The organism is Glutamicibacter sp. TV12E, from assembly GCF_052441935.1.
GTDB lineage: Bacteria > Actinomycetota > Actinomycetes > Actinomycetales > Micrococcaceae > Glutamicibacter.
In genome coordinates this window covers 2,899,860-2,913,831 of record NZ_JBQVVF010000001.1, presented here as the reverse complement: position 1 = coordinate 2,913,831, position 13,972 = coordinate 2,899,860, and the positions used below count along the sequence as shown (strand labels likewise).

15 protein-coding genes are annotated in these 13,972 nt (G+C 60.4%); all 15 read right to left on the bottom strand.

All coding sequences use genetic code 11. The features are described from left to right. A complete protein-coding gene (locus tag ACT7DV_RS13895; RefSeq protein ID WP_444663413.1) occupies positions 1-405 on the bottom strand; it encodes a hypothetical protein in 405 nt (134 codons plus the stop codon). Beyond that, complete coding sequence (locus ACT7DV_RS13890; protein WP_444663411.1) at positions 402-1,817, bottom strand: CHAP domain-containing protein; 1,416 nt, start codon at positions 1,815-1,817, stop codon at positions 402-404. Before ACT7DV_RS13890 ends, ACT7DV_RS13895 begins: the two co-directional genes overlap by 4 nt. 12 nt (positions 1,818-1,829) lie before the next feature. Continuing rightward, positions 1,830-2,525: a LysM peptidoglycan-binding domain-containing protein gene (locus ACT7DV_RS13885; protein ID WP_444663409.1), complete on the bottom strand. Its 696-nt coding sequence runs from the start codon at positions 2,523-2,525 to the stop codon at positions 1,830-1,832. After that, positions 2,525-6,091, bottom strand: a complete 3,567-nt coding sequence (locus tag ACT7DV_RS13880) for a phage tail tape measure protein (RefSeq protein ID WP_444663407.1) — start codon at positions 6,089-6,091, stop codon at positions 2,525-2,527. Before ACT7DV_RS13880 ends, ACT7DV_RS13885 begins: the two co-directional genes overlap by 1 nt. Before the next feature lie 198 nt (positions 6,092-6,289). Then, entirely contained in the window at positions 6,290-6,865 is a 576-nt protein-coding gene (locus ACT7DV_RS13875) for a hypothetical protein (RefSeq protein ID WP_444663405.1), read from the bottom strand. 86 nt (positions 6,866-6,951) lie between these two features. Next, a complete protein-coding gene (locus ACT7DV_RS13870) occupies positions 6,952-7,359 on the bottom strand; it encodes a hypothetical protein (protein ID WP_444663403.1) in 408 nt (135 codons plus the stop codon). A 23-nt stretch (positions 7,360-7,382) separates the two neighbouring features. Next, entirely contained in the window at positions 7,383-8,840 is a 1,458-nt protein-coding gene (locus ACT7DV_RS13865; protein WP_444663401.1) for a hypothetical protein, read from the bottom strand. Next, positions 8,833-9,066 (bottom strand): hypothetical protein, encoded by a 234-nt coding sequence (locus ACT7DV_RS13860; protein WP_444663399.1) that lies wholly within the window; start codon positions 9,064-9,066, stop codon positions 8,833-8,835. The genes ACT7DV_RS13865 and ACT7DV_RS13860 overlap by 8 nt, the downstream gene beginning before the upstream one ends. 4 nt (positions 9,067-9,070) lie before the next feature. Then, positions 9,071-9,709, bottom strand: a complete 639-nt coding sequence (locus ACT7DV_RS13855; protein ID WP_444663397.1) for a hypothetical protein — start codon at positions 9,707-9,709, stop codon at positions 9,071-9,073. Further along, positions 9,710-10,168: a phage virion morphogenesis protein gene (locus ACT7DV_RS13850; protein ID WP_444663395.1), complete on the bottom strand. Its 459-nt coding sequence runs from the start codon at positions 10,166-10,168 to the stop codon at positions 9,710-9,712. It lies immediately after the preceding gene. 3 nt (positions 10,169-10,171) lie between these two features. Next, entirely contained in the window at positions 10,172-10,654 is a 483-nt protein-coding gene (locus tag ACT7DV_RS13845) for a hypothetical protein (protein ID WP_444663393.1), read from the bottom strand. 38 nt (positions 10,655-10,692) lie between these two features. Next, complete coding sequence (locus tag ACT7DV_RS13840) at positions 10,693-11,160, bottom strand: hypothetical protein (RefSeq protein ID WP_444663391.1); 468 nt, start codon at positions 11,158-11,160, stop codon at positions 10,693-10,695. Between the two features lie 8 nt (positions 11,161-11,168). Further along, complete coding sequence (locus tag ACT7DV_RS13835) at positions 11,169-12,047, bottom strand: hypothetical protein (protein WP_444663389.1); 879 nt, start codon at positions 12,045-12,047, stop codon at positions 11,169-11,171. A gap of 20 nt (positions 12,048-12,067) precedes the next feature. Beyond that, positions 12,068-12,439 (bottom strand): hypothetical protein, encoded by a 372-nt coding sequence (locus ACT7DV_RS13830; RefSeq protein ID WP_444663387.1) that lies wholly within the window; start codon positions 12,437-12,439, stop codon positions 12,068-12,070. Continuing rightward, a complete protein-coding gene (locus tag ACT7DV_RS13825; RefSeq protein ID WP_444663385.1) occupies positions 12,439-13,923 on the bottom strand; it encodes a hypothetical protein in 1,485 nt (494 codons plus the stop codon). The genes ACT7DV_RS13830 and ACT7DV_RS13825 overlap by 1 nt, the downstream gene beginning before the upstream one ends. Between the last annotated feature and the right edge of the window lie 49 nt (positions 13,924-13,972).

The following is a 13,972-nucleotide window of genomic DNA, read 5'->3' as shown; positions in this document are numbered from 1 at the left end:
TCATGCCTTCCAGTACTTGAATCCTGGAAGCTGGTAAGCCTCCACGTATGCGGCCGGATCCGGGCGGGTGATCAATACCAGCTCCCCATCAAGCATCACGATCACCATGCCCCTTCCAATAGTGAATCCCAGTTCTCCTGTGCTCTCGACAACCAGCAAACCGGCCTGGGACAACCCATCCACCGGAACTTTCCGTCCATCCCGGCGCGTCACCGCCAGAATCGACACGTCCGTATCAGGCGCGTATTCCTCCAACGGCGCCGCGCAGGCAGAAATGACTTCCGCCAACTGTGCGCTGCTCGATTCCTCTGATTCATTCCGGAGCACCTGGGCATCCGCGGTCGAGTCCACCGTCACCTCGCACGCCTGGCAAACGGAGGCGACCAATAGCCAGATCCATGTCATTTCAGCTGATTCCTCGCAGTCTGGCCCTTGGGCCGCAAGTAGCCTTGCAATCCGCTCTTGCTAAACGTCTCGTAGTAGGCAGCCTTCTGCCGAGTCCCTGACTGCGTAATGCAATAGACGGTGGAACCATTGTCACGAATCACGATGGCCACATGCCCGTAGTAGCGTCCTCCGATTTTTCCGTAAGGCGCACCCCAGCAAGCAATGTCGCCCGGACGAGCACTAGCGTGCTTGCTGATCGGAGTGAAGTACCGGCGTTGCGTCGCACCGTAGTACCAATCCCGCCCGTTGCCGCGCGGCCAGATGCCGAAGAGGTCGCGCGCGTACTGCTTGGTCAGCCCAACGCACTGCACACCGTATCCTTCCACTCCCCAGCGCCCGCCGATCTTGTTGGCCACCCACCTGCGGAACCACAGCGACCCGGTGAAGCTCGAATTCGAGCTGTTGCTGCCGCCAGAACCGGAGCTGCGGTATTTCCGCTTCGTCGTCGTCTTCGTCTTCGACTTGCCCTTGGCCTCTTTCCGCTTAGCCGAGGCGGTCTTTTTCGATCCGCTGCGAGCTTGCTTCTCAGGGTTCACAGGACGTTCGCATTGCACCCCGACAGGCTGGGAAACCGTCAGCGGGTAATCGCAGGAGACCACGATCCACCGGCCGCCGGCGGCCCCAACGTTGCCGCTGAGAGTGAGTTCATCTCCGGGCCGGACGCTATCCCCATTAGCCGAGATGAGCTTGAGGCTGAGCTTCTCGTCCTTTCGTCCGTCTTCGCCCGCGTCATAGACCGGCATGCCTTCCAGGGACGGCGAATAGTCCGACCAGGAATTCCATGCCACGGTCCACACCGAACGTCCGGGCCGCGCCATGAGCCACGTCGGGCGCGCGAAGACCAGCCGGTCGCCATACTCGAACAGCCACACTCCGAGTTCGCGCGCCAGCTCCGTCATCACGTCCCAAGTTGACGGGCGGTTGTTCCCTTCGGGCTTCTCCCGCATGATCTGCCGTTTGCCGAGGCCAGGCTGGACCCAGTACTTCATTCCAGCGGCCCGAGCCTGGTTCTTCACCCAAGCAGCAACGTCCTGGTTGCCCCAGTTCTTCGCGCCGGTCTGCCGGCGGAGCTTGCGCACAAAACTCGACTCCGCAGTCACCTGCAGCTGCGGGCCCGCCGCCCCTCCCTGGGTCTTCACCTGAGTCACGGCAACAGACCACCCGCCATACCTGATGGTGGCACCCGCCTTGAACGAATTGGACCGGAACAATCCAAGCGTCAAAGTGTCATTGAACGTGAAGTTCATCGTCGAGACTTGGCTAATGGACACCTTCAGGCTCGCTGAAATGCAGGTCTCGGTGATGTTCTTGATTGAAGATCCGGAGACGGTGATGTTCTTGAGCTTTGCGCCGCTAAGAGTCGACGACATCAGGAGCCTCCTTTACTTCTTCGGCAGGTGCAGCACCCAGCCCGGCATGAGCCAGTTCGGGTTGCGGTATTTTTTCCCGCGTTTCTTGTTCAATTTCCAGATCTCCGGCCACCGGCGGCCAGTGCCCAAATATTTCTGGGCAATCTTGTAGTAGGAATCGCCGCGTTTCACTTTGTATGTGCGGCGAACCGACTTCTTAGGCTTCTTCTTGGATGACTTGCGCCGCTGCGGCTTCTTCTTGGCCTGCCGCTTCCGCACCAGTGCCGGCGAATCAACGGCCTGGCGAAGCGTCCAATGCAGCACGGCACGGCTGATCTGGTTATGGCCAGAAAGCTGCTGCGCCTCGATCTTGAAGCCAGTGACGTGGTACCAGACTCCGTTGGAGAAGAAACTCGATCCTCCAACGAATCGGACTTTCTGGCCAGACCGGACCAGCTTCTGCAATGCCCAAATCGGGCCCTGCACGTTTCGCTCGAACGACAAGTTCGCCACCGTGTGCTTGAAGCTCAATTCGCGCAAGCCAGGATTGAGCTGGCGTGTGATTGTCGTTTTCCCCTCTCGGTCGACCTCGCCGTATTCAGGGACATGCTCGAAATCGAACTCCGCTGGCATGGAGTACATGGAGACTTTCGATCCCTTGGAACCGATCACTGTCATGCGGCGCTCGGCTTTGACCTGGGGCAGGTAGGCGATGCGAATTTTTACCATTAGTAGGACTGCTCCATTTCCTGCTGCTTCTTCGCGAGGGCTTCCGTGACAGCTGCTTCGACAATGGCCTGAATCTGTGCCGGTGACATTCCTGAACCGTCAATGTTGACCTGGACTGCCCCGCTGTCGAGCTTGATCGACGGCGCAGGGCTGCGGGACGGTTCGACGGGCACTGACGCCAGTGTCGGAGTTTCCTGCCGCGCCTGCTGCTCCCGCACCCATTCGACCGGCACCGTGTCCGGAATTCGTGGCGCTGTCAGCACTGCCCCACCAGCCGCGGCCCGCTGCCCTGTGAACGGTGAGAGCCGCTCCATTACCGTGGACATGGAGGCGCGCGCTGGGCCGCCGCCGGCGGGCCGCCCGCCAGAATAGATGTGGTTCAGCGCCATAATGTTCGATGGCCCAATTTCCCGCACCAGTTCTGGCACCAACAACGCCTCGCCTGGCGACACCCGCATGATCTCGGAATCAACGCCCGGAGCGTACCCGGGCACGATCGCGCCGCCCGCTGCTGCTGGCAGGTCCATGTAGACGCCACCGCCGGAGTTCACGGTTTGGCCGCCACGGCCAGGAGCATTGCGGAGCATGCCGTCCGAGCCCGTGTACGTGGCAGCTTGATGTGTCTCGGAGTAAATGGAATGCTTGTGCGTCGTGACCCACACGTGGGCAGTCGAACCGTCGAGCTGGTCAACGACGCCCTTCGTTTCTTCCGCGACTCGTTTCGCTTCGGAGGACATCCACGAATCGATCTTGACTCCGTCCGGTATTCCCATGATCTTGCGCGTCAAATCGATACCTGCTTGGCCGGTAATGCCGAATGCGTCCGCGGCTTCAATCAGGTCGTTGTAGGTGCCGGTGAGTTTGCCTTGGAGTTCGTCCTGCCCGAGCCCTTCATTCGCCATTGCCTTGACTTGATCCATGCCGCCGCGTGCTAGGTCCTGGAATGCCGCATTGGCCGTTGCGCCGGCTTCCGTAGTCAAGTCAAAGTCGGTCTTGTTCTTGTTCAGAACACCCGACAGATTGCCATTCTTCTCAATGAGCTCATCGACGGTTTCGCCGACCGCGCGCAATGCGTCCTGGTAGCCCGCCTGGGCATCACGGGAAGACATGACGGCGAGACCCGTCGCAAACAGGAACTCCAAGTACTTCTCCATGTCGCTGACAACGCCTTCAAGGGTGACACCGAAGTCAGCCAGATATTCAGTCGCTTCTTCCACGCTGATGGACATGCCTCCCGCTGCCTTAGCGCTGGTATCCATACCTTCGGCTGCGGCTTCGGTGGCTCTTGCCGCAGTAATCGCGGCCGGTTCCATGCCCGTCATCGCCCAGTTCAGCAGCTCCTGCTCAGACAGACTCACATTCGCTGCATTGGCTTGTTGCAGCAGCGCCTCTTTATATCCAGGCAAATAGTCCAGCGCATCCTGCGCACTCTTCCCGTTGGCTTCAAACTCCTGGGTGATCAGCCGGAAAGAATCAGCAGCGGACTCCGCTCCACCATTACTGACGAGATCGCCCATGGCGGAGTCGAGGTCCTTGAATTTGCCTTCAACCTGAGTGATTTCGTCGTCCGTGAACCCCAGTAGCTTGGTAACGGGGTTGATGAAGTTCTGGAACCGGTTGCCCATGGTTGGGGACGATAGTGTTTTGATGGACTCGGACAGGGAATTCACGGATTCGGCGTCACCTTCCGCACCAGCGCCGAGGTCCCATTTTTGGAACAGGCTGTCGAGGTCGGATGATTTCGCGTTTTCTCCGGCTGTTGTCACACCTACGATCGCGTTACGGTACTCTTCAGCCGACGTAATTTCCTCGTTGCTGGTCAGCCCCTTCAGAGCCTGCCCCGCGGCAGCGAGAACAGCAAGCTTGCCAGCAGCCTTCGCGATGCCGTTAATGACGCCCGCGCTTTTACCGCCATGCGCGTTGAAGTCCTGGAGCGCATGCATGGTGTCGCGGATCTTGGGAACGATCATGATGAATGCGCCGGCGGCCAACAAGCCCGCACCGGTGAAGCCGCCCAGAACTCCGATGGTAGATAGCACCTCGGGGTCTAGCGTTCCGAGCCAGTCGACAACGTCCTCTAGCCCTTGAACCATGCCGCGCAGAATGTCGTTCATTCCGGACCCTGACTGGAGGAATACGGTGTCGATGGAGCCACCCAGTTTTTCCAGGTCGCCGGATAGGTTATCTTGCAGGTCTGCTGCGGTCTTCGCAGCATATCCAGCGTCACTGACCTTGTCGGTCCAGTCGGCGATGCCATCGGCGCCCTGCTCATACAGAACATTCGCAGCACGGACCGCGTCGGAACCAAAGATGATTCCCATCGATGCCATGCGCTGTTCGTCGGTGAGGTCCTTCATCCCGTCACGAAGGACGCCTGCAAAGTTGGACATGCCAATGAACTCGCCGTTGGCATCGTAGGCGCTGATCTTGAGGCGTTCCATTTCCTGAGCAGCTTCTTTCGACTGCGGGGTGAGCCGCTGGAGCATGGTCTTGAAGCTCGTGCCAGCGTCGGAGCCAAGCAGTCCATTGGAAGCAAACGCGGCAAGCGTTCCCGTGGTTTCCTCAACGTTTAGTCCGGTCGCGGAAGCTACCAAGCCTGCCTGATTCAAAGCCGTACCCAAGTCCTCAACCGACCCTTGGGCCTTGCCGGCGCCAGCAGCCAGGAGGTCGGCCAGGTGAGGGATCTGATCGCCCGAAAGTTTGAACTGCACCAACGTAGCGGCGGCGATTTCGGCAGCTTTGGAAACGTCCAGCTCACCGGCGGCAGCGAGTGACAGCGCGCCTTTCAATCCGCCAGCAAGAATGTCCTGGGTGGAGACGCCCGCCTTGCCCAGCTCGTTGATCGCACCGGCGGCCTCGGCGGCCGAGTAGGCGGTGTCGGCACCGTACTTAATGGCTGAGTCGCGCAGCAGTGCCATGTTCTCATCGGATTCCTGGGTGAATGCCTTCACCTGGGACATGGCCTTGTCGAAATCGGCATAGGTTGTCAGCGCCTTGCCGAATCCAAGCGTCATTGCCCCGCCAACAGCTGTGACCGCTGGGCCGAGAGTCTGGCCTACTTCCTGGCGCGACATCCGTTCCCGAGGTTCCGGCATGCTTTCCAGTTCGCCGTTTTGCGCCAGAAGGGATGCCTGGGCATCTTCCAGCTCACCGGTAGCGGCAGCAACAGCATTTAGTGCTTTTTCTTGCCGGTACCGGGCGTCGGTAAGGCTCTTCTCCGCTGTCAGCCGGGCGGTTGAACCTGCTTCGGTTCGCTTGCGGACCTCTTCGAGGCGACGCTCTGCAATGGTCACCCCTTGGGATGCCTGGTCAAACTTGTGCAGAGCGTCCGACTGCTTGGCGCCAGCTCGCCCAAGAGCCTTTTCAAGAACTTCGGTGGATCCGGCGGCGCGGGCCATGGCCTTCTCGTACACTGCCGAGGATGCATCGGCGCTCGCTGCCTGCCGCTTGTTTGCCGCAGCGACTTCCTCCGAAGCTCCTACGGCCTTCTTCTTGAGGTTGTCGAGAGGGGCAGACGCCTGGTCCTTCAGCTCTGCCGTCAGTGTGATCTTGGAGCCTTGGTTCACGGGCGTCTACCCCCTATCGTCAGGTGTTGTTCTGTTCAGCTGCTTGCCGCCGCTGGTCGTGCATAATGAGCGCAGCGGCTTCACGGGTGGCGTTTACCCGCCAGTCTTTTTCTGTGAGAATGACTGCCGGATCAATGGAGAGGATCTCGGCTAGGTTCGTGTAGTACTTGAACCTGTCATTACTGCGCAGAAAAGTGACTAGCGCTCGGTAGGGTCCAGCGGAGTCAGATCCTCCGACCAGCCAGCTTCGAGCAGGATGGCTGCGCCCAAAGCACCGACGCCTGCGTCGCCCAGGAACTTGCGGACAGCGGCGCGCACGTCGTTCGGCTCGCCAACGCTTTCCAGGAACTGCTCGCTAACCAGCACCAACGGCTCATCGTCTGAATCCATCACCTGGGCAGGATCCGCGCCATCACCCTTGTAAATGCCGACATTCTTCTCGGCGATCATCTGAGCGAACATGTTCGCCTGGCTGATCTTGCGTGGCTTGCCCTGTCGGGCCTTTCCGATCAGAGCGTTCTCGTTGTAGCGCTTCAATTCGGACTCGGAGATGACGACATCGATCTCTAGGATCCAATCGCCCTTGCGACCAGGGACGGGGAAACGAACGGTCTTGGTGGTTTCGTCCTTCGCCGCTTCGAGGAACTCGCCGAGCAAGTCATAGTCGCCGTTGCCGGACTCTTCGGCCTGCCGGCGATCGATACGCTCGGAGCTGGCTCCGGCAGACGCGTGGAGCGGAAATTCTTCGTCGATGTCGTAGTTGTTGCTACCCAAGGTGGCCCCTAATGTCGTGGGTGAAAATAAGACACCCTCACCATGTGCGTGGTGAGGGTGCCGATGTGGGATGAAGCTTGCGAACGTCAGGCGAGGCCGTTGGTCGCGAAGGTCAAAGTGACCATTCCTCGATCCGAAGTGGAGTTGGAGTTCGTATCGGGGAAATCCACGCCCTTGAGCAAGCAGTATGGGTAGACCAGCGGCTTGCCCTTGCGGATCATGTTTGCGTCCAGAGGCTGCTTGGTGATCGTGTGGCGGGTCTTGTTGCAGTTCTTGGCGAGCTTCCGCAACATCTCCAAATCAGCGATGTCGAAACCGCGAGTCAGAACAATGTCAGACCAGGTAGGAGGCGTACCCACGACTTCTTCCTTGATGGAGCCACCATTGCGGTATTTCACCTGCTCACCGGAGACCTGGCCGCCGGTCATCGTTTCCCAGGTACGCGGGATTCCGCCGGCAGTCGTGAGGAACTGGTTCTGTGTGGAGTTAGTCATTTCTTAGCTATTCCTTTCTTGATTTAGAAGGCGCTCTGCAGCGGAACCTTGATGATTTCGACGCGGATCAAGTCCGCAGTCGGCGACAGGCGAACGAGAACCGTCACGTTGAGTACGTTCTGCTCCAGCGAAGACAACGGGTTATTCGTGCTGTCGACAGTGATCTGGTAGCCAGGATCGATTTCTTCCTGCTCGCCGTCGCCGGTTTCCCGGCTCAGTCCGAAGAATCCACCGGCGTCAGCGATCGGCGACAATAGGCCTTCGACTTCTGCACCGAGCTGCGCGGTCAGGTGACCGTTATCGTCGACAGTTTCACCGACGAATGGTTCCAGGACGTTCTTGACGTCACGCGAAAGGTTGTTCAGGACGTCGCGGGCCGATAGTGCGCGCATTTCGCTGTTGTTCGACAGCGAGACCCAGTTGTACAGGCGGACCTTCGTGCCGGTCGTGACGATGCCATTGACCTGAGCGTCGGAGAGTCGGTTGTTCAGCTCGGTGTTGACGGGTACGACGGTGCCCACGACCCAGCGTGTCTGGGCAATGTCGCCGAATGGCTTGCGCCAGTAGCCAACGGACTGGTGAGCGCGGGTGCGCATCGCAGCGACGTAGCCTTCAGGGCTGATCACGCGAGTTGCTGAGCCGTCGGGAATCGTCAGATGCGGGAAGAACAATCCGGCGTGATCCCCTGCTCCGCCGAGAAGGTCAGGCGCGGCAGCGATCACCGCATCAGCGGTGTCAGTCACTGCCGGAGCCAGCAGGGCGATACGCCCGTTGGACTTCGCATAATCGACGAGCGCGGTCCCAATGACGCTGGCAGGGTAGCCCGGTGCCGCTACGGCGCCGCCTTCACCGAGTTCACCCGCGCGGGCCAGCGCGCCGATAACATGCGGAACGGTGATCGAAGAGCGGTCGTCCGCACCTCCGATAAGTTCAGTCGCAGCCGCGGTCACCGGAAGGTTTCCCGGAGCCACGGTGGCCGAACCCAGATCGGAAATCCGCACCACCGGCGACTTCGACGCTGCAGCCACCAGGTCGGCAGGCGACCCACCGTTCAGCACGGCGAGAGTTTCGTCGCCCTGGGAAATGGTGATCGTGCACTGTGCACCAGTGGTGGCGACCGCGGCCTTGATTGGAGTGGTGTGCGAGCCCGGGTTGCGTGCTTCGACCAGCAACGTCTCTGCTGCCATGCTGTCCATCAAGGTCAGCTTGTCGTAGGTTGCCGCAGGGCCGACAACACGCGAAACGATCAGCTCAGATCCGCCTTCTTCGAAGAACATTCGGGCGGTGTCGTATCCGTTGGCGGAGAACGCCGCGCGCGGGCCGAAGGTCGACTCGTATTCTGCGATGGAACGGATCAGGACCGCCCGGTCTGCAGGACCGGAGCTGGTGATCGCTGGAATCTGGAATCGTCCGGATACCGGCCCCGGATTGATGGGACCGGAACGGATGGTCGTGGATGCTTCAACGCCGATCTTACTCATTGGCGGTTTCCTCCTTAGTGGTAGTCTTCGCAGCCTTTGGCTTAGGGAAGCTCGGTGGGCCGGTCGGCGCCTTGGGGATGATCAGCCGGCCGCATTCGAGCAGCGCGGCAGTGATCGGGTCCGTGATGTCAGTGGTGACGGAGGTGAATCCGTCCAGCTGCTTGCCGTCCTGGGTGTAGATCACCGGCTCGGCCTGCGGATTGTGGATGCGGGTCAATTCGCTCATGGCATCACCCTGCAATGTCGACGTCGGTGAGTGTGGGAGGGATCGGTTCTGCGCTGTTCTGGTACATGAGCCCCAGCCGCAACTTGATGTTTGCCGGCAGTTCAGGGTTGGCACCCGGGAACTCCGTGGTCTCGGTGACGAGCAACTCGAATTCGGCATAGTGCCCGGCAATGAACTTGCTGTTCTCCTCGTCGTTGGCCACATCGCTGAAGGACTCGACGAATGTTTGGGGGTCGAGCTTGATCTGCTCTTCGCCAACATCCAGGAAGCACCGGCGCGTCAGCAACGCTGCTCGCAAGCAGGTGGCCAGGTACTTCTGCCGGTAGGAAGTGCTGCTGTAGTCCGAGCCGCGCACGAGGCACCAGACACGGAAGACGTATCTGGTTTCGAAGACCTCTACGGCGCCGGTGCCGCCGACTTTCTGGGTCGTGAACCGCGGCCCGGTGTTCATCTCCTCCACGGCAAGGTACGGGTACCCCTCGATGGACTGCGTCGGAATAGGATGCGGGTAAATGTGCTCAGGCTTCGGAATATCAACCGACAGCGCCGGAGCTTCGCCAGCCATCCGGCGTTGCATGATCGCCGGCACCCGTTCATTCAAGGTTTCAGTGAGCGTCGCCGTGATTACTTCGTGGCCAATCATTTAGAGCCCTTCAACTAGATGCCGCTGCAGAATCTTTGCCCACTCGCGTTGTTCCTGCACCGGGACTTTGCCAATCAGTGGTCGGGCCGGCATGTTCGAGGTGCCGTACTGGTGGAACCGCGCGTGTGGCAGTTGCGTGCCGACGGTCATGCTCTGCTTGTTCATTTCCCTGATGCCGAGCTTCTCAGCCAACGATTCACGCAATTCGCCAGAACGCACCAGAATCCCGCGCCCGGGATAATGCTTGGCTTTCCAACTGCCGTAGTTCACCGACAGCGCCGACCATCCGCCAGACATGGTCTTGCCCTGGCTGGCGAAGTTGGCGGCCTGAAGGTCAACGAAACGATCAGCGATCTTCTCCCACACCGGCACAGGGTCTCTGAGCCGGTGTGAGAAACGATCGAGCACCATCCCGAACGCATCGAAGCCTTCACCATGGAATACGAGGCCTGAGCCCATGGGTCACCACACCTGAATGTCTTTGACGGTCGCTTCCCGGAACATTGATCCGACTAACCCCGCGGTGGGCTCGGTCGGCCCGCCGGTGTCGGGGTTCTGCTGGTCATCGATAGCCTGGTCAATTAACCTCGCCAGGTCATCGAGTCCCGCATTGAACTGGCCCCATAGCTCTGCCGAATACGATGATTGGTCGTTCGTTCCCGATTTCGCAGGGAACGTCGCTGAAATGGTCGTTGCTGCCGCACCAGTGATGACGAGTGCCTTGGCGGCCCCGTTGATCGCAGTGAGCGCGGCCTCGTTCTTGATGTAGAGGCGGCGAACGAGCCGGCCGTGGACATCGTCGCCGACGGTCTCGATGAACGACTCGACGTCGGCCATGGTCACCTGCGCGTCGATCGCGCGTTCTTTATTCCACACTCCCCCGGTCGGCGGTACAGGATCCGTCGAGGGGGCCGGGGCGATAGTAACGTGGAGGGCCCGAGCCAAGACATCTTCGGCTCGAACCCCCCACTCGAAGTTCGCCATTAGGCTGGCTTCACCATGCCGCGGTCAAGCAGCCATTCTGCCTTGTCGGCAGTGAGCTCAATGACCTGGCCGCGGCTGTGCAGAGTGCCATCAGGGGCAGCCAGTGCGGTGGCCAGCACAAGGTAGTCCCGTCCTGCCGGGCCTACGGTGCTAGTCGCATCTGCCTCGGGTGCTTCCGCGCTTGCTTCTGCTTCCGCTTCGGCCTCCGGCGCGGCGTTGCCCCCATCCTGGCCCTCAGCCCCAGCAACAGCCGGAACTTCAGGCTCAGATTCCGGCCCAGCAGGCACGGCATCTGCCGGTTCCTTTTCAGCTGCCTTGGACGCCTCGGCGGCCTTGGCAGCTTCCGGGTCAACGAACTTCAGCAGGTCAGCCTCAACGCCACCAGTGTCCTTGACCTCGGTAGACGCCACAGGCGCAGTGTTGGCACTCTTTGCACGGCCAGCCGTGCTTCCCTTTGCGGTTGCCACGATTCCTCCTACGCGAAGACGAGCTTCGTGATTGCCTTCGGATTGGTGATGACAGGAACGTTTTCGTACCACGCCTGGACGCGCTGCACGTTGCGCTCATCCACCGCGTAGGACTTGACCTGCAGGCCGCCCATTTCGTCGCGCAGCGAACCGATGATCTTCGACTGGAAGATGTACATCTCGCCACGCTTCACCTTGGAGTTCTTGATCCAGGACAGGCCGGCAATGCCGTCCATGTCACCGGAAAGAACCGGGTTCAGCTCCTTCGACTCGCGTGGGAACTGCTCGCGGATCGACTTGTCACGCAGGAAGTGCTCTAGCGCGTCCAGCGGGTTGATCAGCACCGAGTTCGCCACGTAGCCGAGCTCTTCGAACGTGTCGTTGATCAGCGATACGCCGGTGTAGATATCGCCGATCTTGTCATCGCCGGCAGCCCAAGGGGTGGTCGGAGAGAATTCGTTGATATCAGGGTCGTTGACGATCGCGTTGAGGGCGACCTGGGTGTTCTTGCGACGGCAAGCAGCTTCAAGGTAAGCAGTCTTTTCCTTGAAGGTGTTGGTCTCGTTGCGACGGATCGCAGCATCGGTCATTTCGATCGCTGCACCGCGCTGCTTGACCTTCTCCAACAGGTCCGCGCCTTCACCGAAGTCGAGGATCGGGAACGAAGCACCGTAGGCGACTTCCTCTACCGAACGCCCGTCCAGCGGTTCATGCTGCCCGGTCACGCGGTTGTAGATGACTGCGCCGCCCTTGGCGTCGCCGGAGTCCAGCGCGTAGTCTGCCAGGGTCTTGCCGTCGATGTTCGGCTTGAAAAGGTTCTTCAAGCGGGTGACGTTGGTGATCAGGCCCTTGAGGTAGTTCGGGTCAATCGGCTGGTCTGGGTACATGGTGGGTATGTCCCTCCTTCCTAGTAGAGAAAAATGCCTGCGTCGGCGCCGGCGGCTGCGGCGACTGCGACGATGCCTACGGGGCGCTCACCGGCACCGATCTTGTCGGCCTTGCCTTCGGCGGCGACCTTCACCAGGTCGCCAACGATCAAATCGACAGCTGCCACAACTGGAACGTGGGAGTGGGTGATCAGGTGGATCACTTCGCCAACAGCACCGTCTTGGCCAGCGACGCCAGCAGGAGTGTCGCCTGCGCCGGCGGTGGCCACATTCAGCAGGGACATGGTGGAACCGGCTGCGTACTTCACAAAGCGCTTGCCAACAACGGGTGCGCCAGTCACCTTGCCGGTGACGTGGTCTGGATCTACGAAGAGTGGGCGTGCGATAGGCATTACTTGCTACCTCCGTTCAGGAATTCGGCGTCGATCTGCATCTGCGCCTTGAGTGCCGCTTCATCGGTGCCCACAGCAAATGCAGCGGATTCGGCTCCGATTTCACGGGTGTGGATGACCGGCTGCAGGCCGGCCAGAAGGGTCGTGGTCTGTTCCTCGTTGGCGCACAGCAGCGCACGGTAATTCGCTTCGTCCTGAGGATGGATCCGGCCTTCGCGCTTTGCGCCGGCAATGATCTCGTCGTGGCGTCGCTGGGTTTCCGCCTTCTGCGCTGCCAGGATCGTGGCCTCGGCGGCACTGAGCCGCTTCTGCATGTTCGCGAATTGAGCGGCGCTCATCTGCACGGTTTCTGGTGCTGCTGGTGCTGGCGCTGCCTTGCTGGCGGCGAGCTGCTCGCCGGCGCCAGCGTCCGCTGCCGTTTCCGCGCCGGCGGTTTCGTCGCCCGCGGTCTGGTTGCCGGACTCGCCAGCCTCTTCCGCTGCTGGTGCTGGTGCCACGGCAGCCAGTACGGCTTCATCGGTGACTTCTGCGGAAATCAGGCCCTGTTCGCGCAGTGCCTTGATCTGCTCTGGGGTCACGATGTCCTCCTTGCTTTGAGTTGCATGCTTTGCCGCCATGACTGCCGGCTTGTGTACACGCACAGACTGCTTGCTGCCCGATTTGAAGTGTGGGATGGAAGCGTTTTGTGCAACCGGCTCGAAAACGGTGCGGCGAACCACGGCTTCAGGCTGGCCCGAGAGCGCTACAGTTCCATCAGCATTGATCGTGAAGGACTCACGCATGAACTGGGTTCCATTGGCAGTCTCGTGCTCGTAAATGACCATCGAGTCATCGAGGTCATTGACCCAGAGATACTCGGTTGGCTGGATGCGGGTCTCCAACGCAGTGCGCAGCTGTCCGCGCAACGATTCGAAAGTGTGCCCGCCTGCCAGGGCAAAATGTCCGGCAGAGTCAACGACACCCACCAGGACTTTCCGCTTGCCTTTTCCGGAGAACGCCTCGTGGACGGCGCCAAGACCGGAAACCGCTGGCTGCACCGAGCCAAGCAGGGCGATACCAGTCAGCACGAATGGGAATTCCGCTACGACGTTGCCTTCGGCGTCTTGAAGGAAAACCTCAGGGGTGATCTCCACGGAACGGTAGGGGTAGGCGCTGGCCATGACGGTAGCCAGCTCCTCGGGGATATTGATGAAATCCCCGTAGAGCGTGCCGCCTTCATCGTCGGTGATGCGAAGGTTGGTCACCTGGCCGTAGGCGGGCTCTCCGTCTTTTTCGAAATAGTCTGGGTTGTCGAACCGGTCATCGAAGTGCCCGATCTTGATAACGCCTGGGTCGAGGCGGTCGTCGTTGGCGGCCGCAAGGATCTGCTCCAGCATTTCCATGGTGACCGTGCCGTCGCCCTGGACCGGGTGCCATTGACCGACACGGAAGATCGGCACGTCCGTGACCGTCGTGTACGTTTTTTGGGTCTCTGTCTTTGCCATACCCGGAGCATGGAAAAACCCGCGCCCCCTGTGTGGGATGCGCGGGTTC